The organism is Deltaproteobacteria bacterium, from assembly GCA_016874775.1.
Classification (GTDB): domain Bacteria; phylum Desulfobacterota; class Binatia; order Bin18; family Bin18; genus VGTJ01.
In genome coordinates this window covers 1-22,118 of record VGTJ01000071.1, presented here as the reverse complement: position 1 = coordinate 22,118, position 22,118 = coordinate 1, and the positions used below count along the sequence as shown (strand labels likewise).

Here is a 22,118-nt window from a genome sequence, read left to right as displayed (position 1 = left end):
TTAGAACAAAAACCGCCTGGTGCTCACATTGAGTGCCAGGCCCATCGCCAGCATCACCGCCAGTAACGAGGACCCGCCATAGCTCAGGAACGGTAAGGGCACTCCCACAACTGGAAGAAAGCCGATATTCATTCCCACGTTAATCAGCACTTGCCAGAACACGATTGCCGCACCTCCCAGTACGACGAATGAGCCAAAGCGGTCGCGTGCTTTCCCCGCAATCACCAACAAGCGCGCCAGCAGTGCGCCATAAAGCAAAAACAGGATACACACGCCAAGAAACCCCCACTCTTCCGCGAGCACGGCAAAAATGAAGTCCGTATGTTTTTCGGGAAGAAATTCGAGGCGATTCTGCGTTCCCTGAAGAAATCCTTTGCCCCACAACTGCCCTGACCCAATGGTGATCTTTGATTGAATCATGTGGTAGCCCGTCCCCAAAGGGTCTGAGTCCGGATGAAGAAACGACACAATACGTTCCTTCTGGTAGGGCTTCATGTAAAAGTGCCAGAAGGGCAACAACAATCCTCCGGCGACAGTCCCTAATGTCGCAAGGGAGTTGAGCCGGATACCTGCAGCAAAGACCAGGGTCATCGCGACCAAGCCGATGATTGTCGCCGTCCCGAGATTTGGCTCCGTGAGTACTAATCCTGCGGGAAGCGCCATAATGACTCCTGGGTAGATCAGATCACGAAGGGCATATCCCTGTGGTGGGGCGACGAGATGCAGATACTGCGCAAGCACAAGTAGTGAGGAAATCTTCGCCAGCTCCGAGGGTTGCAGGGAAAAGAAGCCAAAACTGATCCAACGACGAGCGCCACCACCAAACGATCCTAAGATAGGCACCAACAGGAGCAGCACCAATGTGACACCGAAAAAGAAATAGCCTAAGCGCTCAAGTTCGCGATAATCAACCGCGAATACCACGAGCATGGCAATGAACCCTAATCCCGCCCAACCGATCTGCCGCACGGCGAGCGAACTGAGCCGCGTGTGTCCCTCGAACGTTGCACTGTATACCCCCATGATCCCAATGCCGACTAAGGCCAGCACGAGGACGAACAAGAGCCAGTCAAAATGCACGAGAAGTCTTCTATCGAACATTCTTTTTTAATTCACAATATGTGATCTTCACTCGAAACAATTCGCCGTCTATTCCTTCTCTGCAGACGCCTTCGCTCGTTGCGCGTTCACCCATTCATCAAGTTTGATGGGCTTGTGATCCGTACGTGGTGTGATTTTAAAGTAGGTATCCAACACCTCACGGACCATTGGAGCGGCAACTTGCCCGCCACCGGCACCAGCATGTTCCACCACGACAGCCACTGCCACTTCTGGTCGCTCGAATGGCGCAAAGGCAATGAACCAGGCATGGTCGCGGAATTGCCGAGCCATGATCTTGCCCTTTCCCCGCGTCCCAGAGATTACTTGTGAAGTCCCGGTTTTTCCCGCCACCACGACATTGGGCAGCTTGGCCCGGCCTCCGGTGGCCCCTCCGCTATTGACGACATCTCGCATGCCGTCACGCACGAGTTGCATGATCTCAGGTTGGATATGGGCCGTCGCAAACACCTCAGGGGCATACTCTTTGATCTCTCCCCCCACACCGATCGTCTGCTTCACCACATGCGGACGATACACAATCCCGCCGTTGGCAACTGTCGCAGCGACCACTGCCATCTGTAACGGCGTCGCCGTCACATACCCTTGACCAATGACAACGGATAACGTTTCCCCAGGGAGCCACGGGGCTTTGAGTACCCTGCTCTTCCACGCGCCATCAGGAATGAGGCCAGAGGCTTCGTGATCGAGCCCTACCCCCAACGGTTTTCCCATACCGAAGAGCCGGGCATAATCGGCAATGTTCTGAATGCCGAGACGCTGCCCGACTTGGTAAAAGTAGACATCACACGAATGGGCAATTGCCTGTTGCAGATTCATGCTTCCATGTCCACGTCGCTTCCAGCAACGAAAGCGGTGCCCACCAAACTGCAGACCTCCAGAGCAATGAAAACGCGTCGTTGGCGTGACCACGCCCTTCTCCAGCGCGGCCGCCCCCATAATCACTTTGAAAGTTGACCCTGGAGGATATTGACCCTGGACCGCACGATTATTCAGCGGACGTAGCGGGTCATCAACCAAGGCATGCCATTCGTTCGTCCGAATGCCGCGGGCAAAGAGGTTCGGATCGAATGACGGGTGGCTGGCCATTGCCAAGACTTCACCAGTATTCACATCGAGCATGACGATCGCGCCCTCTTTCCCTTGGAGGGCGGTTTCCGCTGCGTGCTGCAGATCGACGTCAATGGTGAGAACAAGGCTTTCTCCGGCCTTTGCTTCGCGTGAGTCCAGCACGCGCAAGCGATGGCCGTTGGCATCAACCTCAATCTGTTGCCCTCCCCCTTCACCACGGAGTCCGGTCTCCCATCGCTTCTCGATCCCGAATTTACCGAGAATGTCACCGAGCCGATACTCAGGAACCAGCTTGAGTTTGCGAAACCGTTGGAGTTCACTCGCATTCACCTGTCCAACGTACCCCAACAAATGAGCGGCAAACCCGTCAGGGGGATAGACACGCTTCGATCCCACATCGATGCTCACTCCTGGTAACGCCACCTGGCGTGCCTCGATCGCGACCAATGCGTCCCTTGTCACATCCTGTGCTAACACGACGCCCTGGTATGGCAGGCGCCGGAGGTCTTGTGGAATGCTCGTGGTCCCCAGTAACGTAGGGTCGCGCAAATGCTCAGCCAAAGTAGCCAGCGTCGTCGGAAGATCAGGCACATCCTCCGGAACCAGGACAACATTGAACGCTGGGCGGTTATTGACCATTTCGCGCATGCGTCGGTCATAGATCACCCCACGTAAGGGAGGTGTCCGCTTTAACCGTAAGCGATTATTTTCCGAGAGGGTGCGGAACTCCTGTCCTTCGATTCCCTGAAGTTGCCACAAACGTGCAACCAAAAGGACAAAAGCAAAGAAGATAATCAGGCCGATAATGCCCAGGCGCACCGTAATGGGAGGTGCGGGATCTTGTAGGCCAAGTGGAGCGATTCTGGCCTCGCGCATTTATCCTTCGTGATCAGCGAGTTCCCCGCGGTAAAGAATGGTAAAGACGACCGGAGTCAACAGCATCGCTACGGTCGCATCCCAAACGACATACCGCGCGATTGTGGGTTGAATAAGTTCAGCGAAGCGACCGAAATCTGTCAGCAGTAACACAGCCCCAGTCTTCAGCACGACCCCGAGAAAGACCATGCTGAGGATTGACGCCGGGTTATAGAGCCAGAGCTGTCGTGCAATCGCACTCACTGTGGCAAAGACCAAGCTCATGGCGAAGGCATTGGTTCCAACCGGCGCCCCAGAACAGCTATCCAAGCTGTAGCCCAGAAAGAAAGCGGCCGCTGCCCCACCCACAGACCGGTGATTGATTCCCAGGTACACACACAGGATAAGCAAGAAGTCAGGAATCACTGGGAAATGCTGCATCAGTGAGGTCTGCAGGAGTACCGCGAGCAAACCGGTAGCGACAAGCAACACCAGCGAGAACTTTTCTCGCTCTGGAGCTCCAGACGCCTCATTCTGCGGCCTGGACAGTTCCGGGCGCCACCACGAGGACTTCCTCGACCTTGGCGAGATCGACACTGAGTTTAACCTCCACATCTTGGAACATTCCACCGTCTTGCGCACCAACCCGCTCGACGATGCCAATCACTTGATCCCTTGGAAAAATCCCGTCTTGTCCCGTTGTCAGCACTGTGTCGCCAACGATGACTTCATCCAATCGAGCCACATATTTGAGGGTACACTCTCCGTCTCGTGAGCCAGAAACAATCCCATGGGTCCGTGAAGTGGACAATAACCCATCGATGGCACTATTGATATCCGCTACCAACAAGACGCGAGCGGTGCTAGGCGTGGTCGCAACAACTTGGCCAACAACGCCTTCAGGAGAAAGTACCGCCATACCTTTACTCACTCCTTGAGTAGAACCTCTATCCAACACGACAGTCTTCACCCAAGCTGAGGGGCTTCGCCCGACAATGCTCGCAGCAATCGTTGTCTGTCCCAGGCCGTGGAGACGCTGCTCAAATTCAAGGAGCTTGCCAAGTCGTTCATTTGCCCGCACAAGCTCTTTCGCATACTTATCGCGTTGCTCTAATTCTTTCACGCGCTTCCGTAACTGTTCGTTTTCCTCACGAACAGATTGTAACGCGACATACCGATCCCAGGCAATGCCAACATAATTGCTGACCGCAGTAACGCCGACTTGTAGCGGATGCATGACTTCCAAGAGGACCACGCCCACAGGATCGATAGGGTACGCCGCACGGCGGTTCACCGCCGCAAGCCCTAATGACACTAACAGGAAAAACGCGCACGATAGCACTACTCGGTAACGATGAAAAAACCGGAACATGAATCGCACTCAGTCGAGGATGCCCTCGGGGTTATTGTATCGCCAGTTCTTTAAGTAAAGAAAGTTCGTCTAACGCCTTCCCTGCTCCCATCACCACCGCTGTTAACGGATCATCGGCAACAACGACAGGAAGTCCAGTCTCTTCACGCAATAAAACGTCAAGGTTGCGGAGTAAGGCTCCCCCACCGGCCAGTACAATTCCTTTATCGACAATGTCAGAGGCAAGCTCAGGCGGTGTCCGTTCTAATGCGATGAGGACAGCTTCGACGATCTGGTTAATCGACTCGAGAAGGGAGTCGCGAATCTCTTCGTCTGTCAGCTGTACAGTTTTGGGGACCCCCGCGACAAGATCACGCCCTTTGATCTCCATTGTCTGGATATCATCACCTGGATAAGCAGAGCCAATAGTGATCTTAATCAACTCGGCCGTACGTTCTCCAATCAGCAAGTTATACTTTCGCTTGATGTACTGGATGATAGCCTCATCCATCTTATCTCCACCCACACGGATAGAACGGGAGAAGACTACACCAGCAAGAGAGATGACAGCAACTTCAGTCGTCCCACCACCGATATCAACAATCATATTACCGACTGGCTCAGTAATCGGCAAACCTGAACCAATGGCAGCAGCCATTGGCTCCTCCATAAGATAGACTTCACGTGCCCCTGCCAGTTCCGCTGATTCCTTGACCGCTCGTTTTTCGACCTCAGTAATCCCGTTGGGAACGCAAATGACAACTCGTGGTCTGACTAAATGTTTTCGGTGGTTATGAACTTTCCCAATAAAATACTTGAGCATTGCTTCGGTAATCTCAAAATCGGCGATAACACCATCCTTGAGAGGCCGGATCGCTACAATATTGCCAGGGGTTCTCCCCAACATTCGCTTTGCTTCAAGTCCAACTGCCAGGACGCGCCGTCCTCCACGAACGTCTTTTTGTACCGCAACCACTGATGACTCATTACAAACAATTCCTTGTCCCCGAACGTAAATGAGGGTATTAGCTGTACCTAGGTCAATAGCGAGGTCATTCGAAAGAATCCCCCACAACGAAAAACCCATGTTTTAATTCCTTTTGTTTCATAAGAAGAAGATCTCGTGATCTTGCAAAACAAGGTTATTAGCAAAAACCATTTCCATCAGCAAGTCCTTATCAGGCCGTTGCTTTTTTTTTCCTGGTCACTTATGGCTTTAACGAGAGAGGGTTCAACGTATGCTTGACTTTATGCGCAAACGGGCGCGATCGCCTTGGATTAAAGTCGTTTTTATCATTATTGTACTTGTGTTCATTTTCTGGGGGTTTGGCAACCCAATGGGCGACAATGCCCCGGTTGATGGGATCGCTACCGTCGGAAACGAGTCCATTTCGCAGCGAGAGTTTCAACGCGCGTATGAAAACATGAAGTCGATGTACCGAGATGCGTATAAGGACCGTTTCACCCCAGATCTTATTCAAGCCCTGAACCTTAAGCAGCAAACTTTAGACCAACTGATTAACAGTAAGTTGGTTCAGCAGGAAGCACGACGCATCGGTTTTACGGTTGATGATGCAGAACTTCGCGATTCTATTCGTGACATCTCTATCTTTCAGACTAATGGGCAATTCAACCAAACGCAGTACCATCGCGTCCTCAGTTATCTGCGCATGAGTCCGGGAGAGTTTGAGGAAGGACAACGCGGCGACCTGCTGCAAAAGAAGCTCCATCGCTTAATTACGGACGCCGTTCCCACCTCCGACGAAGAGACGAAGGAGTTATATCGTATCGGTCAGGAGCGAGTGAATGTTTCTTTTCTCAAGATCGCCTCCACCGATTTGTTCGACCAGGCCACCGTTGACGCCAAAGACGCCGAAACATATTACAACACTCACCGTGAGTCCTTTCGGTCTCCAGAGCGCGTGCGTTTTACCTATATCGCGTACCCGCCACCCCATTTTGAATCTCGGGTCCAAGTGACGCCGCAAGATGAAGAGTCCTTCTACAACAGTCACAAAAATGATCGCTTCACCACTCCAGCACAAGTCCACGCACGTCACATTCTGTTTAGCGTCGAACCAGGCGCCCCGGAAGCCGATAAAGCGAAAGTCAAAGAGACGGCGACTGGCGTCCTCACCCGCGCCCGTGGCGGAGAAGATTTTGCCACGTTAGCGAAAACATACTCGCAAGATCCAGGGACAGCGCCCAAAGGGGGCGACCTCGGGTTTTTCCCACGTGGGCGTATGGTGAAAGAATTCGAAGAAGCTGCCTTTAATCTGTCAGCTGGCAGTATCAGTGATGTCATCGAAAGCCAGTTCGGCTATCACATCATCAAAGCTGAAGCCGTCGAGAGAGAACGTGTCCGCACGCTCGAAGAGACTCGCGCAGAAATTCGCCAGGAACTGTTGCGGGAAGGCGCGTCAGAACGGGCGCGGACCCAAGCCGAAGCCGATCACAACAAAGCGACGACGGCCAGTAAGCTCGCAGAAGTTGCGCAAGCGGCAGGCCTCACGCAGGGAGATACACCGTTAGTGAGTCGCGATGAAACGATTCCTGACATCGGCCGCCAACCAGATTTGATCCAAGCCGCGCTGGCGCTCACGATTGACCAAGTGAGCGCGCCAATTAAAGCCGGAGAAAACTGGTACCTCGTCTCTCCACGTGAGAAGCTCGAAAGCAAAATTCCTGACTTCGCAACCGTCAGCGAGGAGGTAACAAAACGTGCCCGTGGAGAGAAGGCAGATCAATTGGCCAAAACGAAAGCGGACGCGCTCCTGGCCAAACTCAAAGAGACAAAAGATCTGACCGCCGTTGCGACAGAAGCAAAGTTGTCGGTCGAAGAAACCGGACCATTCTCCCGCCAGGGGAGTTATATACCGAAGATGGGCAACCTGCCTGAATTTAAAAAAGAGGTCTTTCGTTTGACCCCGGAAGCACCAGTTGCATCACAAGTCTATGTCTGGAGTGGCAGCGCATTTATTGCCATGCTCAAAGAACAGATTCCCGCCAGCACCGCCGACTTTGACAAACAGAAAGATCGCCTGCGTGAAGATCTCCTAAGACGAAAGCAGTCGGCAGCATTCGAGGATTTTCTCAATAGCTTGAAGAAGAATGTGACCGTGGTGCCAAACATGAATGCCTTGCTGAAGATGCCCACATAAGGAATCTCACCTGTGGCTTCACTCTGGACCTTGATACAGATGCTCTTTGCGACAGGAGGAAAAGCGCAAATGCTCACCATCGGTACTCCAGCGCCGGATTTTACGGTACAGACCCACGAAGGCAAAAGCCTCTCGCTCTCCAGCTTAAAAGGGAAGAAGGTGCTCTTGTGGTTCTATCCCAAGGCTGACACTCCTGGCTGAACGGCAGAAGGTCGCGGGTTCCGCGACCAGATTGACGAATTCCGCACGCGCAACGTTGAAGTGTTAGGCGTAAGTTTCGACTCTGTTGCCGAAAATGCCGCCTTCGCCCAAAAGTACGATTTCCCCTTCCCGCTCTTGTGTGACACAGACCGAGCGATCGGCCTTGCCTATGGCGCGTGTGACAATCCCAAGGCAGGATTCGCCAATCGCATAAGTTACGTGATCGACGAACAAGGCAATATTCTCAAAGCCTATGCGTCAGTCAGCCCGCGTAGCCATCCGGCTGAAGTGTTGGCGGATTTGTAGAGAAGATATTCTCACTTGCACAAAAGGGGCGTTGGCCGCTACGCCCCGACCGATTACTCAAGTCAGTGCATGAGAGATTGGTACCCTCAGCCTGGCACCCTGAGTGCAACGCAGAGCCGTGCAGCGGGATTCTTCGCGCGGCTCAGAATGACAGGCGTGAAAGGCCGCAGCGTAAAGTGCACGACTGTTCGCGGGTTCGATTTAGGTCTGCCGCGCGGCCAACACAGCAGCCTCGTACACCTCTTTCAGGGGAATGTTGCGCTCCTGCGCCAGGCGTTTACAGTCTTCGTACTCCGGAGCAACATTGACACGGCCTTCTGGGCTATACGCCATCTTCACTCGCACGGTCCCATATATCGTAGTGACATCCTTGCTCTCACGCCGTAACGCGACGCGCTCCACTTTGTACGAGCGTACGCCGATTGTTGAAGTCTCGGCAAAAATGATCGCGCTCAACCGCTCCTGCGTCGCAGGATCACAGAGCACCTGCAGCAGTATGCCCGGACGATTCTTTTTCATATGAATCGACGACAGAAAGGCATCGCGCGCGCCAGCGGCAAATACCCGCTCCATCACATAGTCGTACAATTCCGGGTTGAGGTCGTCGACATTGGTTTCAATCATCACCAGTTGTTCTGTTCGCGCGTGCTCCTGGCTGGTTCCCAACAAGATACGGAGGAGGTTGGGTCGGTCGGCAAAGGTACGATCCCCAGCCCCATAGCCGACCGCCGACGGGACAAAGGTCGGCAGGGTTGTGGGTCTGGCAAGAGCCGCAACAATTGCGGCTCCAGTCGGCGTCACCATTTCTGCTTCACCATCATCGAGGCGGACCGGTATGCCTTTCAACAATTCAACCGTGGCCGGGCCGGGAATCGGCAAAATGCCGTGGCGTGAGGGAACCAACCCTTTGCCCATTGGTAACGGCGATACATACACGTCGTCAATTCCTAACGCATGCAAACCAAAAGCAGTCCCGACAATATCAACGATCGAATCAATCGCTCCGACTTCATGGAAATGGACCGCTTCAGGAGCTACCCCGTGCACTCGCCCTTCTGCTTCGGCTAGCACGGTAAAAATTCGCAGTGACGCGTCTTTCACCGGTGGGAGCAAGTCGCTCTCCGCCAACATCCGAGCAATCGCACGAAAACTTCGCTCGTGGAGTGGATCGTGGACCTCCACGTTGAATTTCGTCGCACGAATGCCACTGAGCATCCGTTCGGTCTGATGCAAGTGATAGCCAGCCAGCGGTAGTTTGCGTAATTCTTCTCGTAGCGCGTCAAGCGACACCCCGAGATGTAACAACGCACCGACCGTCATATCACCACTCATGCCGGAGAACGCATCGAAATAAGCGATGTTCACACGTGTTCCATTTCACTCTACCGGGAGAGGATAGAGAAACTCGTTACGAGTCAGCCAAAATAAATTTGATCGGGACTTCCACCCAACTGTCGACCGGAGCACCATCGAGACGTGCAGGGATAAATCGCCAGCTATCACGCACAGTGCGTGTTGCCGATTCATCGAGCAACGAAAAACCGGAAGATTGTGCCAGCTCGACAGAGGCAACGCTGCCATCCTGCCGCACGAACACCCGTAGCAATACCTCGCCTTGCGCACCGATGCGACGTGCAATGAGCGGATACGGTGGCTTTGGATTGATATTGTAGTCCGGCGTCGCAGACGGCCCGCCTGCCCCACCCGCGCCATTTCCATTCTCGCCGATACCTCCGCTACTCCCGGCAGGACTGGTCAAGCCAGAACCTTGGCCTCGATTTGCGAATTCACTACTAGTGTCATCTACATTTGGTGCTACCGCTGGACCTTCATCTGCTGAGGCTGGCTCAGCCACCGGCAAGGGCACAGGCGCTACGGGTGGCACCAGGAGTGCCGTTTGTGTCGATTTCTCCTTCACTGGAGGCGGAGGTTCAAGCCGCGGCTTTGCGATAGGCTTCACGTGGCGAGGGAGTATCGGGCGCACTGGCTTCTTCTCGGCGACCGGGCGCGGCAGCGGAGGCTTCAATTGACGCACTTCACGCGGTAGAGGCTTGGGAGCAGGGGTAGGCTCAGGAGTCTGCGCGACACCCGGTGCCTCTTGCACTGGGAGCGGAACGGCACGTTGGAGCAACGTCACGCGCAACTGTGGAGTAGCGTGTCGAGGAAGTGCCACGATCATCGCCGCCGTTATTCCGAGCAACACGATGTGCAGCGCGCAAGCAAGTACACCTGCGTATAGGGTTGAACGAGTCTGCGACCACATAGCCTATAGCCTACAAATGACTGCTAGGTTAGCTGAAGAAAAGCCCCTGGACAAAACCGATATCGACGACGATCCAGGCACCAAACACTGCACTCAGTGCGCCAGTCGCGAGCCGTAAGGCCTGACCGACATTATCCAGTCGTGGCACGGCGTAGGAAAAAAAGAAGCCGAACAGCAGGCTAACAAGCCCCATCCCCAGTATCGACCCGACGCCAAAAATCCCGATATACGCTAGACCCAGGCCAGGAGAAGGAATGGAGGCCAGAACCACCAGCATCAGTGCTGCGCTGCCCGCAAGCCCGTGTATCATGCCGATCACAAGCGGTTTGAGACCGACACGCAACCGATGCACATGGCTATGGCCCACGTCATCTGCGTGGGCATGAAAGTGGGTGTGCGCAGTACCGTCATGATGGTGGCTATGGGCATGAAGCCGTCGTTGCCACCAGTCGGTCAGGGTTGCCAGTCCGAGAACCACAAGCATCACGCCAACCAAACATTCAAGGGACATCTCAAGAGGAGCAGGGACCTGCTGTTTCATCCCCAAAACGACGAGCCCAACGAGTAACAGCGTAACCGTGTGCCCCAATCCCCAGAACAAGCCTATCCAGAGGGAACGCCACGGCGATTGTTCGCGTGTCACAATCGTTGAGACGGCAATCATATGATCGGAATCAAAAGCATGCTTTAACCCGAGGACGAATCCTAATCCCAATATCGCAAGTGGAGTCACCACGCCTCCTTTTTCTACAGCCGTCGTTTTCCTACCACGAAACTCGTGGACATGTCATTAGCCTTAGTCCCACACTCTCCCTGGCTGTTCTTGCTAGAGTTACGAGTCGATAATAGAAGTCGGATGTCTCCCCCTCTAGCAACGCAGGCAATAGTGTTCGGCACTCGCTATGCACGTATGAAGAAGGGTCCCTTCTCCCCGCAGGGGAGAAGGACAGGATGGGGGGAGAAAGCGTGGGTGTAGCGGACTGCGTCGCGCATCCCCCTCACCATAGCCCGTTCCCTGGCAGGGAGAGGGGAGTGGCAGCTGCCGCCTGTCGGTAGTCAAGTTTTGTGCCGAACAGTATTGCAACGCAGGTGGGATTCACAAAAGAAGTTGGCGTGCAACAAAAAAAGAGTATCATAATCGAGTATGAAGTACGGACAGTTTCTTTTTCTTCTGACGCTTATCGTTATGTTCGGACCATCTGCAGACGCACGTGCCCAACGTCCACCCTACTCTGACCCGCGCGACAATGTCGGCTCATGGAGTTGGGATAAACCGCAACCAAGGAGTACTGAAGAGAGCGACGAAAGTGACGAGAATGAAGAGGATGGAGGAGATAAGCAAGAGGAGATTGGGACAACGGCATGGGAGCGCATGCAGGCTGAGCAACAACCGAGTGAAAAAGAGCCTCCACGTCAGGAAGTCCTCAAGAGCCTTTCTCCTTCATCGCTGTGGCGCTGGTGGCGTGGAGAGAAGGATACCGGTTCAGCAGAGGCAACCGCAGGAAAGTCCGGTTCCACCGCAGCAACAGAAGAAACACTCGACGACACTGAAGAACCGTCAGAGGCGCAATGAGTTGACAGTCGACAGTTATTCGCAGCCCCTACATCGGACCACGAAAAGTTGGTACGCTCGCGCTGTCACCCTAAGCGCTGCGAAAGGTCTCTCAGAAGTTGTTGAAAAACCCTTCGACAAGCTCAGGATTAACGGAGAAAAACCAAACGCTGAGGAAGATTGCCCGTTCGTGCTGAGCTTGTCGAAGCACGGTTTCGCTTTCTGGAACGATCTCTGAGGAATATATCAACAGCTTCACAGAGAGATTCTTCGCGTTGCTCAGAGTGGCACGGTTCAGAATCTGTAGCGTATAGTGGTCGATACGGTACGTAGAGCTGTCCCTCCGGGTACGCTCCAGAGGGACGGTACCCTCGTCACGGCCTTTTAGGCCGACTCGGGGAAACGGTCAGAGAACCGTCTGTCCCGAGTAGTACCCGCAAGGCGCGTAGCGAGGGATCAGAATCACGGGTTACTCACCCACTGTAATCGTCACTGCTCGTGACCATTCCTGTTCCTCGACTATCTGCCCACGGTCGCGCACTTCTCCCACTGCCGTGGCTGTCGCTGGGCCCGCAAGGAGGTGAGAACAGTCTTATCACTACTTCATCGGTGAGAATTCAGTTGGCGACAGAAACTTATTGCTCTGATGGAGTACCACGCCACGCAATTTTTTCATTACTTCCGCACGGCGTGGATCTTTTGCCCACTTGCCCCATTTCTCTTGACGTTCGTTCAAGTCGTTGTATGCCCAGAGATGAACGACCTGGTTGAGGTCTCCGGCCTCGGAGTACCAGAAGCCGACCGGCTTGAGCCCATACTCCGCCACTCCCGGTAAGATCATCGTCTTGGCCACTTCTAAGTATTCCGCCAATCCACCAACGACGAGTTGATACGTGCGTAGTTCATAAATCATGATTGAGTCCTTCTTGTCCTGCGTATTTGCATGTTCAGTACTGCGTGTTATTCCGTCGGCATGCTCCTATTCGTGCGCATGGCGCACGCTACAAAGAGTTTTTCCTTCTCAATTCTTCATTCTTCACTCTTCATTCTTCATTGCCCTAAAACACTAGCCGTCCGGCCTGTTCCTGTGCATTCACGCGATTTTCCAGTTCAGGTGGAAGTTGAATCTTGCGGTCTTCAGGAAATTTCTCACGATCAAGTGACGGACGTAGATAAAACTCGTCAGGCGAGTTGAGCACCATCAAGGTCTTCGGCGGCTCAAGAAACCACTCGCGCCGCATAAAACCAGGGCTAAAGAAAATCCGCTGATCCTCTTCGGACCACGTCCGTGGCAAAATGCCGTGAATCGAGGCGGACAATAAATCGATGCTCATATCCCACCACAGATCGAACAGCACCGCATAGCCGTGATCGCCAAGCGCGGGATTAGCCCGCACCCCTGTCCGCGCGTTAATGAAAATCAAGTTCCCGTCATGGTCGTATTCTTCAATCCGCAACGGAAAGAAGGACTGCTGATCCAGCCAATAGATGATCTTGCTCATGTAATACTTGCCCAACCATTCAGAGCGCGGCAGAGCTTCGACAACGTAACACTTCACACCGCCATCTACCGTGTACAAGGGATAGTCAGGTCCCATCAACTTCACGTCGCTCGCCTTTACATCGACATAATTCCCTTTGTCATCAGTCAAGGTAGTGCTCTGTTTCGTCACCGGGAACCGCACGGTCGAGTAGAGAATGTCGGTCCCGAGAACACGCCATTTATATTCCCATGCATCTCGGCCCAGTAAGTCATCAAACGTCGACGCGCTATTGGGCAAACGATCCTGACGGCGTGGTTGCGGCTGGCGACGAATACGCCGCAGCGAGGGGGAATAGGCAAAGAGATCGAGCTTAGTCGTAAACGTTTGATCATTGCGATAGCCCACGTACAGCGTTTGATTGCCATAGCGTTCAGGTGGCGAGACCGACTGACTCAGCCAGCGATAGACCTCTTTCCCAGGCTGCGTATTATACAATTGCTCGGCAAACCCACCCTTGGGCAAGTAAAGGATCGGAATGATTGTCACTCGTTGATCCAGAAAGCCGGTGTTGGTCACCGTCGCGGCAATGTCGATCAACGTACAGTTCCAGTACGGCGAATGGGGATACTCCATTGAGCGCAGTCCCATTTCTTCCGCAGAATATGGTGCTGTAAAGGGAAACTTTTCCGCGGGCAGATAGGAGAATTGCGTATCGCGGGGAGTATCAGGGCGGAGGTCTAGAGAGGCTTTTTCTTCGGCAGACAGTTCAGCCAGCGTTTTCCAGCTCTTTGGCCGAGTCCCATTGGTATTTTTTTCTAGACTCTGGACACTGGACTCTAGCCCCTGCACGGCCTTCTGTGCCAGTGCTCTCGACGGGAGCAACCATACGGATAGAACGATCACAACGACCAACAATAATCGTGACTTTCGTCTCATGGTTCTTTGCCCTCCGCGACCGTCGTTTCAAACACTAAATGACCAGCGGCCTCTTGCGCACGAATACGCGCCATGACCTCTGGTGCCACTTCGATCTTACGCGCTTGAGGAAACTTACCATCGTGGAGCAGTGGTCGTAAATAGAACTCGGCTGGCGCATTGACGAAGGCCTGTGTCTTGAGTGGGTACATGAGCCATTGTCGACGCATAAAGTCCGGCCCGAATACGACTTCCTGATCCTTCGCTGACCATTCTCTCACAAGATGAGCATCGTGAATGCTGTAACTCATCAGATCAAGCGAAAGATCATAATACAACGAAATCAACGCGGCGTAGCCCTTGTCTTTCAACGCTGGATTCTCGTGTTTGGCAACACGAACCTCGACAATAGCAAGACGGTCATCATCATCGTACTGCTCAATCCGTAACGGATAAAAGTAGTGCCGATCAAGCCAGTAGATGATCCTCTTGGCACTGTAGTTGGGAAGCCAATCCTGTCGGGTGACTCCTTCAATCACGTAACACTCGACCCCACCATCTGAACGGTAGAATGGATATGTGTCGCCCATCATCTTGAGTTGGTCAGCGGGGACATCGGTGAATTTCCCTTCAGGACTCGCGAGGGTCAGCATAGGGCGAGTACTCGGGAGGCGCACGGTTTCATAGAGCACGTCGGTTCCGAGAAACTTCCAGGAAAACTCCCATGCGTCACGGCCCACGATATCGTCGAACGACTGAACGTTGTTAGGAAATCGTTCGCCACGACGGGGTTGAGGAAGCCGGCGTACGCGGCGTAGCGATGGTGCATAGGCAAAGTAGTCGAGCTTGGTCGAAGCCTTTTGGTCAGTACGATAGAGCACCCACAAATCTTGCGCGCCAAGACTCTCTGGCGGTGAGGTGTAGTAAAAGACCATACGGTAGTAGTCTTTCCCTGGAGTGGTGCGAATCTGCGCAGGAACGCCGCCTTCGGTTGCGTTGTTCTCCAACATGTAGAAATTGACACCGATAGTGACGCCCTGGTTGAGATACCCACCACTGGTCATCGAGCCAAAGGTGTCGGCCATCGCATGAGACCACCGCGACACATGCGGGAATTCCATCGCACGAAAGGCCATCTCCTCTGCCGTGTAGGGCGGAGCAAACGGATACTTCTCGGCTGGAACGTACGAAATCTGCGCATCTCGTGGTGTCTCCGTGCGCAGATCGATGGGTTCTTTTTCTGCGGGCGATAACTCGTCGACGCTTTTCCAGGTTTTGCCGCCAGGGCCTTTTTCGGCAGCGATGGCACTATTAGTGAAAGACGCTAGGAAAATATAAAAAAGAAGAAAAAGAAGCTTGCTCATAATCAAATACATATAGCTGTCGCGACGAAATCTGACACCTTACGTTTTACTCTCTGCAGATTGCGAGTGTGGGTGGTAATCCCACACCTCACGTTCCAGTAGTCAGTCATGTTGAGGCTGAGGGGTAAACGTAGCTGCGTCATTCCCGCGAAAGCGGGAGTCCAGAGGGTTTAAGTCGCGGTCCCGGCTTGAAGACCCTGGATGCCCGCCTGCGCGGGCAAGACGAGATCTCCCCCGCGAATTCAGTGTGACTGACTGCTAAAACTCATAACTCAACTCCCAGCCGATATTATCGAAATGGTCGTACTGTCCGAACACGTCGGTTCGGGCCCCACTACTATACGCGGTATAGATCAGACGGCCAGTAATGAACTGCGAAAAATTGTAACTGGCAACTACCTTCGATTTCAGTCCCTGCCACTCTCGCACGGGACCACTGAGCCAGGGACTCAGGGTTAACTCCAAACGTAACCGATCACGCGTGAAGCGGAACGGACGGCCAACAAAGAACACTGGGAGAACGTTCCATTGGTCACCGACTGCCCCGCCAAACCCGTTCCCGAGAGAACGATTCCAATCGAACGTATAAAAAAGTGAGGGTTGAAGAATGACCGAGGTATTCCCAGGAAAAGCGAATTCGATGGCGATCGCCGCGCGTAACGTATCACGGGTAATCAGTCCGGAGTTGAGTTGTCCAGTAACGGCTGAGGCAACACGCCGCGCATCGGAGAATTTGACCCCTTTGGTCCAGAGCCCTTCAACCCGTAACACAACCGGTAGTTCGCCCACGAGCGGAACCCGGGACAACGACGAGGCGTAGTCTGCGGTAATACCAAAGTGATGTAACCGTGTGTGACGAGTTTGGCGAAGGAGTGCGCTCGTGGTCGGGTTTCGACCAATGATAAAGCTGGTCGGATCATCGTTCCACGCGTAAAAGTAGATCAACCCCCAGGTAAGCGGTTCCATCGAGACGTCGAGCCGTGCCCCGTATTCATGATCACCCCAATCTCCAGGACTTGGCCGTTTTCGTTTGATCCGCGATCGCGGCAGTTCCAGTTGCGCTTTGCGAATAGTATCGCGCGGAGGAATGCTCGGCGAAAACCACGGCGACCCTGGGACGGGTTGCCGGTTCTGCTCAAAATTCGGAATATAGAGGAGGTTTAAGGAATTCGAACCGAAGAAGTAGGTGACATTGGCCATCCAGGTCGGAATGCGGCGATATTCAAAGTCACTCGCCTCTAACTGAATTCCTTCTCGGCGATCCATCGGGTTGATGATGTCGATGAACTGCCCATCCATCTTGCCCCACGCAATCTGTTGTTTGCCGATCACGACATCCAAACTATGGGTGCGATAACTGAGATAGAATTCGCGCACGATACGATCAAAGTTATGATAGTTACGAAAAGTCCGGTTGATCCGTGGCGCAAATAACCCACCGGAAGATTGCCAATTGTAGACGCCGTCGTAGAGGAAATGGCTCACGCTGGTAAGTTCGAGATTGGGGGAGAACTGATAATGCATCTCCAACTCGAAGAGGTGCTGTATCTGAGCAAATCGAAAATCTTTCTGGCGATTGCCCACTCGCTTATGACTGCCTCCCGACAACATCACGTCCGTCCATTGGCGATAAAACCCTTTGAACGTCAACGCGGGAATGGTCTTCTCCACCGGCTGACGAACGTAGCGACCAGCCGGATCAAATGTTGCCAGAAAACGATCAAACCGAGACCATGAATCTCCCAACCAATTTGCGTACCCCAGTTGCGGCCAGAGCAAACACATCACTCCAGCTACCACGCTCGCCCATCCGCTCCACCGTTGGTTCCGTTGCTTCCCGCTTGTCCACATCATCATGCCCGTATTCCTTTCCCCTCGTTGGTCGTTACTCGTTGCCCGTTGGTTGTTGCCATCACTCACGCGGCGTACGCTCGGTGACCAACACTCCATCTCGTGCCAGTTGAGCAATCCGAGCATCGTCATATTGCAAATATTTGTGCAGCACGGCTTGATTATGCTCGCCCAGATCAGGCGCTGTCACTTTGTCTGGCGGCGGCACGGTCGAAAAGCGAAACGGAAATCCCGGCAACATGAAGTTCCCGAATAATGGATCAGACATGGGACGCACCGTGCCACGTTCGACCAAATGTGGATGGGTGAGCACTTCAGGAATCGTTAGCACCGGCGCGACAGGCACGCGCTCGCGTTCCAGTGCCGTCAGTGCCGTCTCACGATCCGGGAGCGACAGCAACCATTGTTCGACCTCGTTAATCAACGCCGCTTTATGCTTGAGACGATTGCGCACACTGTTGAAGCGTGGATCGGTAGCCATCTCCGGTCGACCCATCGCTTTGGTGAGTCCACGCCACTGATGATCCAACGCCGCAATAATCAACACGAATGTCCCTTTCGGCCCACGGAACACTCCGAGCGGGACCATGCCAGTGTGATGCGAGCCGCCACGCGTCGGGACGGCCTTGCCACCGCTTGCACTATAGGTTTGGAGACCAAAGTCATGCGTGTGAATGTAGGTATCGAGCAGAGAGACATCGATATACTGCCCTTCGCCTGTACGCTCACGATGCAACAAGGCACACGCGATTGCCGCCAACGCGTGGACGCCGGTGCTCACATCGCCAATCGCCGCCATCGGGATCACAGGTGGTTCACCTGGCTCACCCATGACTTCCGTAATGCCAGCATAGGCTTGCGCGATATAATCGAAGCCGGGCAGATGCGCGAGCGGCCCGGTTTGTCCCAATGCTGAAATGGAGCACATGACGAGGCGTGGGTTGAGTGGCTGAACATCTTTGTAGGCAAACCCCATCCGCGCCATCACGCCGGGACTGTAGTTTTCGACGACGACGTCCACATGCGGAATCAACTCGCGCACAATCGCCCGGCCTGATTCTGTTTTGAGGTTCACACACAGGCTTTGCTTCCCTAAATTGTGTTGCAAAAAATAGGCGCTCCGTCCTTTGCGGATCACCGGATTTAGCCGAGCCGGATCGCCTTTCGGCGCCTGCTCGACTTTAATGACTTCAGCCCCCATCTCAGCCATGAGCTTGGTCGTCGTTGGACCGGCGACAATCTGTGTAAAGTCGAGGACTTTATATCCAGCTAACAATCCCACATTGTTTCCTGCCATATGAAGTGCCCCCCTTTGTAATGCGTCTGCGTGTTCTTCGTAGTGAACGGAGAGTCTCTCTCTTATACTCCCCAGTCGTGTGGAGACGGGCGGGATTTTACCGACATGCACCCATACTCGCAAGGGTGAATGGAACGGCGAAAAGCGGACTAAATCAAACCACGCGAGATTGGTACATTTGGAGTTTTCACCAGAGAGACCGTAGCGTGCGCCATACGTTCACCCATTCACCCATTCGCCCGTTCTCCTAGTCGCCGGTCGTCAGCGATGGTGTTGCGCCATCACCCCTCCCCTGCTACCTCCTCACGTAAGACATCATTGGGGAGGCGCTTATGGCATTACCGACAACTGTTAAAATCGTAGATCTCACTGCTCGTGACGGACTGGAAGGCATCAAACGCCTTATTCCGGTTGACTTTCGCGTTGAACTCATCAACCATCTCACGGAGGCGGGGTTTCCGTCTATCGAAGTGGGCGAATTCGTCAGCCCCAAAGTCATCCCGGCGATGCAATTCACCGAAGAGGTGAATCAACGCATCACACAAAAGCCAGGTGTAGAGTACAGCGCGTTAGTTCCCAATATGCGCGGCTTCAGTGGGGCACTCGCCGCCGGGGTCAAATACATCACCATTTTCGCGAGCGCGACTGAAACCTTCAGCCACGCCAACATCAATTGTTCAATCGAGCAGAGCTTTGAACGATTCGCGCCGGTCGTTGCCGCAGCCAAGGAGCATGCGATGCACGTACGTGGGGCCTTGTCATGCGTCGTTGGCTGCCCATTCGAAGGTGAGGTCGATCCGAAGAAAGTTGCGCCTCTCGCTGCACGTTTGTACAACATGGGTTGTTACGAAATTGCCCTTGGCGATAGCATCGGCGTCGGCACCCCAAAGTCAATCAAAGCGCTGATTCAGGCCTGTGTCGATGTGGGTGTTCCAGCCTCAGTGCTCACCGCGCATTTTCACAATACCTGCGGTATGGCGCTGGCGAATTGCTACGCCGCAATGGAAATGGGCGTAACGGTTCTCGAAAGCGCCTGCGGCGGCTTAGGTGGTTGTCCCAACGCGCCTGGTGCCTCAGGAAATCTTGCCTCTGAAGAGTTGCTCTACATGCTGAAAGGCCTCGGCATTGAAACCGGCGTCAATCTGGAAAAGGCGGTAGCAATCGGACAATGGGTCACTAAGAGTTTGAATCACCGACTCGACTCAAAAGTCAACGAGTCGATGATGAATCCAAACATGACGTACTTTGGCAAAGTCGGGTATCGAGTTGAACCAGTGGCGGAGCATGTGGCGACGGTCTAAGAGTCAGCTATGTCGCGTGGGCAGACAATTGGTCCGTTATGCCCACGCCGGAGTGGAGCGTGCGCTGTACGCACGACGCCGCTGTCACCGATTGAGAAGGATTTCCCGTGAAGTTTGGTATCTTACAGTTCTTCAGTTGGCCCGAACGGCGAGTCGCATTACCCACAGTGTACCAGCGCGCGTTACAGCGCATCGAGATCATGGATCAAAACAACTATGATGCCGTCTGGCTGACCGAGCACCATTTCAGCGATTATAGTGTTTGCCCATCAATTCCGGTTCTCGGTACCTATGCTGCGGCACGAACCACACGGCTGCACATTGGGGCAGGAATCACCCTGGCAGCGTTTTATCACCCGCTCCGGTTGGCTGAAGAGTTGGCACTGCTTGATATTCTTTCAGGCGGGCGCGTGAAATGGGGTGCAGGTCGCGGTTTCGATGCCCGTGAGTTCAAAGCCTTCCAAGTACCCATGGAAGAAAGCTATGACCGTTTCCACGAGGTCGTCGACATCGTTCTGCAAGCGTGGAGCAATGAGCGTTTGACCTACCAAGGGAAATACTTCTCGTTCGAGAATGTCGAGGTGCTGCCGAAACCGTTGCAACAACCGCACCCGCCAGTATGGATGGCGGCAGGAACAGCACGAGCGTTGGAGTGGGCAGCGTCAGTGGGACATTCTGTGCTCATGGGTCCGCACGCGACGCACGCTGAACTCGCAAGAGATCTTGCCTTCTATAACCAGCAACTCGCAGCCCACGGCCATACGGTCACAGGCCGAGACATTCCTATGGCCCGGCTTTTAGCGATCGCGAAGACGGATGCCGAAGCAAAGGAAGTAGCACGGCTGGGTGCGCAGTGGCTCATCAAAACCTATATCGATGCCAAAGCGCTGTTTGGAGCTGACATCGATCCAGTGCAGCGCTATGTCGATTCAGTTATCATCCACGGCACACCAGAGCGCGTGTTGGATCACATTCGCCAGCTCCACGAAGAGACGCCGCTCAATTATCTGATTGGTGCCCCCCTCAGCCATGAAACCTTTCTCACCTTTACCGAGCAGGTCTTACCCAAGTTACCGTAACCTCAAAACAGGAGAAAAACCCATGCGTGCCGCAGTTATGTTGAATCACAAGTTGAACGTTGAAACACTGCCGACTCCCCAACCCAGACCAGGTGAGGTACTGGTCAAAACGTTGGCATGCGGAATTTGCGGCTCAGACCTCCATGCCTTGAAGCATACGGAAAAGCTGGTCGAAGTGTCGCAACGGTCGGGAGGCGTATTCTCCATGGACTTGACCCGCGGCATTGTCATGGGTCATGAGTTCTGCGTGGAAGTTGTCGACTACGGTCCCTCGACCAAGAAATCACTAAAAGTTGGGACTCGCGCCTGTTCGATGCCCGTTATCATTCAGCCAAGTGGCGTAGAGACCGTGGGCTATTCCAATGAGAACCCTGGCGGGTACGGTGAATACATGCGACTCACCGAAGGGTTACTGCTCGAAGTGCCTAATGGTTTATCAACTGACCACGCGGCGTTGACCGAACCGATGGCAGTTGGGTTGCATGCCGTAGAAATGGCACGGTTAGGCAAAGATGATGTACCGTTAGTGATCGGTTGTGGACCGGTTGGGTTGTCAGTGATTGCGTCATTACGCATGAAAGGTGTCCATCCTATTGTCGCCGCCGATTTCTCTCCGCGACGACGAGAACTCGCTGTGGCGATGGGAGCTGACGTTGTTGTAAACCCCGCTGAGAAATCCCCCTATGAAAATTGGCGACAAGTCGCGGTATGGCAAGATCCCAAACAGGCGCCCCCACTTCCACCGTGGGCCGTCGGTCCTGCCCTCCGTCCGGCAGTGATCTTCGAGTGTGTAGGAGTTCCAGGCGTGATCGATCAGATCATGGCGGCAGCACCAGCTGGTACCCGTATTGTCGTAGTAGGCGTATGCATGGAGAAGGATCACATTGAGCCGATGTTCGGCATCAACAAAGAGCTGAACTTACAGTTTGTGTTGGGTTACACCCGTGA

Annotated in this window: 19 protein-coding genes; 6 read left to right on the top strand and 13 right to left on the bottom strand. The window is 53.9% G+C overall.

Annotated elements, in window-relative coordinates:
- From rodA to FJ147_13515, 5 genes are read right to left on the bottom strand one after another with little or no spacing between them, the layout of a single operon-like run.
- Positions 1-1,101: a rod shape-determining protein RodA gene (gene rodA, locus FJ147_13535; GenBank protein ID MBM4256905.1), complete on the bottom strand. Its 1,101-nt coding sequence runs from the start codon at positions 1,099-1,101 to the stop codon at positions 1-3.
- A gap of 48 nt (positions 1,102-1,149) precedes the next feature.
- Complete coding sequence (mrdA, locus tag FJ147_13530) at positions 1,150-3,066, bottom strand: penicillin-binding protein 2 (protein ID MBM4256904.1); 1,917 nt, start codon at positions 3,064-3,066, stop codon at positions 1,150-1,152.
- Positions 3,067-3,660: a rod shape-determining protein MreD gene (gene mreD / locus FJ147_13525; protein MBM4256903.1), complete on the bottom strand. Its 594-nt coding sequence runs from the start codon at positions 3,658-3,660 to the stop codon at positions 3,067-3,069.
- Complete coding sequence (gene mreC / locus FJ147_13520) at positions 3,575-4,417, bottom strand: rod shape-determining protein MreC (GenBank protein MBM4256902.1); 843 nt, start codon at positions 4,415-4,417, stop codon at positions 3,575-3,577. Before mreC ends, mreD begins: the two co-directional genes overlap by 86 nt.
- Positions 4,418-4,448: 31 nt before the next feature.
- The gene (locus FJ147_13515; GenBank protein ID MBM4256901.1) at positions 4,449-5,483 is read right to left on the bottom strand and encodes a rod shape-determining protein; all 1,035 of its coding nucleotides are present in this window, start codon (positions 5,481-5,483) and stop codon (positions 4,449-4,451) included.
- A 151-nt stretch (positions 5,484-5,634) separates the two neighbouring features.
- Between FJ147_13515 and FJ147_13510 the strand changes: the two genes are divergently transcribed.
- Together FJ147_13510 and FJ147_13505 are read left to right on the top strand one after the other, a co-directional pair.
- Entirely contained in the window at positions 5,635-7,557 is a 1,923-nt protein-coding gene (locus tag FJ147_13510; protein ID MBM4256900.1) for a hypothetical protein, read from the top strand.
- Positions 7,558-7,596: 39 nt separating this feature from the next.
- The gene (locus tag FJ147_13505) at positions 7,597-8,064 is read left to right on the top strand and encodes a peroxiredoxin (GenBank protein MBM4256899.1); all 468 of its coding nucleotides are present in this window, start codon (positions 7,597-7,599) and stop codon (positions 8,062-8,064) included.
- Positions 8,065-8,265: 201 nt separating this feature from the next.
- Here FJ147_13505 and larC read toward each other — a convergent pair whose 3' ends face one another.
- The 3 genes from larC to FJ147_13490 are packed head-to-tail and all read right to left on the bottom strand — an operon-like array spanning position 8,266 to position 11,060.
- Complete coding sequence (gene larC, locus FJ147_13500) at positions 8,266-9,429, bottom strand: nickel pincer cofactor biosynthesis protein LarC (GenBank protein ID MBM4256898.1); 1,164 nt, start codon at positions 9,427-9,429, stop codon at positions 8,266-8,268.
- Between the two features lie 43 nt (positions 9,430-9,472).
- Positions 9,473-10,327 carry an energy transducer TonB gene (locus tag FJ147_13495; protein MBM4256897.1) on the bottom strand — a complete coding sequence of 285 codons (855 nt, stop codon included), beginning with the start codon at positions 10,325-10,327 and terminating at the stop codon, positions 9,473-9,475.
- 28 nt (positions 10,328-10,355) lie between these two features.
- Positions 10,356-11,060, bottom strand: coding sequence for an urease accessory protein UreH (locus FJ147_13490; protein MBM4256896.1), 705 nt, complete (start codon positions 11,058-11,060; stop codon positions 10,356-10,358).
- Between the two features lie 411 nt (positions 11,061-11,471).
- On the opposite strand from FJ147_13490, the gene FJ147_13485 reads away from it, so the two are divergent.
- Positions 11,472-11,900 carry a hypothetical protein gene (locus FJ147_13485; protein MBM4256895.1) on the top strand — a complete coding sequence of 143 codons (429 nt, stop codon included), beginning with the start codon at positions 11,472-11,474 and terminating at the stop codon, positions 11,898-11,900.
- A gap of 577 nt (positions 11,901-12,477) precedes the next feature.
- Here the strand turns inward: FJ147_13485 and FJ147_13480 are convergent.
- The 5 genes from FJ147_13480 to FJ147_13460 form a co-directional block, all read right to left on the bottom strand.
- A complete protein-coding gene (locus FJ147_13480) occupies positions 12,478-12,792 on the bottom strand; it encodes an NIPSNAP family protein (GenBank protein MBM4256894.1) in 315 nt (104 codons plus the stop codon).
- Between the two features lie 145 nt (positions 12,793-12,937).
- Entirely contained in the window at positions 12,938-14,299 is a 1,362-nt protein-coding gene (locus FJ147_13475; protein ID MBM4256893.1) for a DUF1329 domain-containing protein, read from the bottom strand.
- Positions 14,296-15,654, bottom strand: coding sequence for a DUF1329 domain-containing protein (locus FJ147_13470; protein MBM4256892.1), 1,359 nt, complete (start codon positions 15,652-15,654; stop codon positions 14,296-14,298). Before FJ147_13470 ends, FJ147_13475 begins: the two co-directional genes overlap by 4 nt.
- A gap of 246 nt (positions 15,655-15,900) precedes the next feature.
- Entirely contained in the window at positions 15,901-17,499 is a 1,599-nt protein-coding gene (locus FJ147_13465; protein MBM4256891.1) for a hypothetical protein, read from the bottom strand.
- A 55-nt stretch (positions 17,500-17,554) separates the two neighbouring features.
- The gene (locus tag FJ147_13460; GenBank protein MBM4256890.1) at positions 17,555-18,790 is read right to left on the bottom strand and encodes a CoA transferase; all 1,236 of its coding nucleotides are present in this window, start codon (positions 18,788-18,790) and stop codon (positions 17,555-17,557) included.
- A 332-nt stretch (positions 18,791-19,122) separates the two neighbouring features.
- Here FJ147_13460 and FJ147_13455 point away from each other — a divergent pair, with 332 nt between their 5' ends.
- The 3 genes from FJ147_13455 to FJ147_13445 form a co-directional block, all read left to right on the top strand.
- Entirely contained in the window at positions 19,123-20,091 is a 969-nt protein-coding gene (locus FJ147_13455) for a hydroxymethylglutaryl-CoA lyase (GenBank protein ID MBM4256889.1), read from the top strand.
- A 107-nt stretch (positions 20,092-20,198) separates the two neighbouring features.
- On the top strand, positions 20,199-21,170 hold the full coding sequence (locus tag FJ147_13450) for an LLM class flavin-dependent oxidoreductase (GenBank protein MBM4256888.1): 972 nt from the start codon (positions 20,199-20,201) through the stop codon (positions 21,168-21,170).
- Between the two features lie 22 nt (positions 21,171-21,192).
- Positions 21,193-22,118 (top strand): zinc-binding dehydrogenase (locus FJ147_13445; GenBank protein MBM4256887.1); only part of this gene is annotated, 926 nt, incomplete at its 3' end.

Excerpts from the sequence above, each read along its gene's own strand:
- rodA (MBM4256905.1), bottom strand. The coding sequence starts at position 1,101 with ATGTTCGATAGAAGACTTCTCGTGCATTTTGACTGGCTCTTGTTCGTC.
- mrdA (MBM4256904.1), bottom strand. The coding sequence starts at position 3,066 with ATGCGCGAGGCCAGAATCGCTCCACTTGGCCTACAAGATCCCGCACCT.
- mreD (MBM4256903.1), bottom strand. The coding sequence starts at position 3,660 with ATGTGGAGGTTAAACTCAGTGTCGATCTCGCCAAGGTCGAGGAAGTCC.
- mreC (MBM4256902.1), bottom strand. The coding sequence starts at position 4,417 with ATGTTCCGGTTTTTTCATCGTTACCGAGTAGTGCTATCGTGCGCGTTT.
- FJ147_13515 (MBM4256901.1), bottom strand. The coding sequence starts at position 5,483 with ATGGGTTTTTCGTTGTGGGGGATTCTTTCGAATGACCTCGCTATTGAC.
- FJ147_13510 (MBM4256900.1), top strand. The coding sequence starts at position 5,635 with ATGCTTGACTTTATGCGCAAACGGGCGCGATCGCCTTGGATTAAAGTC.
- FJ147_13495 (MBM4256897.1), bottom strand. The coding sequence starts at position 10,327 with ATGTGGTCGCAGACTCGTTCAACCCTATACGCAGGTGTACTTGCTTGC.
- FJ147_13485 (MBM4256895.1), top strand. The coding sequence starts at position 11,472 with ATGAAGTACGGACAGTTTCTTTTTCTTCTGACGCTTATCGTTATGTTC.
- FJ147_13480 (MBM4256894.1), bottom strand. The coding sequence starts at position 12,792 with ATGATTTATGAACTACGCACGTATCAACTCGTCGTTGGTGGATTGGCG.
- FJ147_13475 (MBM4256893.1), bottom strand. The coding sequence starts at position 14,299 with ATGAGACGAAAGTCACGATTATTGTTGGTCGTTGTGATCGTTCTATCC.
- FJ147_13470 (MBM4256892.1), bottom strand. The coding sequence starts at position 15,654 with ATGTATTTGATTATGAGCAAGCTTCTTTTTCTTCTTTTTTATATTTTC.
- FJ147_13465 (MBM4256891.1), bottom strand. The coding sequence starts at position 17,499 with ATGATGATGTGGACAAGCGGGAAGCAACGGAACCAACGGTGGAGCGGA.
- FJ147_13460 (MBM4256890.1), bottom strand. The coding sequence starts at position 18,790 with ATGGCAGGAAACAATGTGGGATTGTTAGCTGGATATAAAGTCCTCGAC.
- FJ147_13455 (MBM4256889.1), top strand. The coding sequence starts at position 19,123 with ATGGCATTACCGACAACTGTTAAAATCGTAGATCTCACTGCTCGTGAC.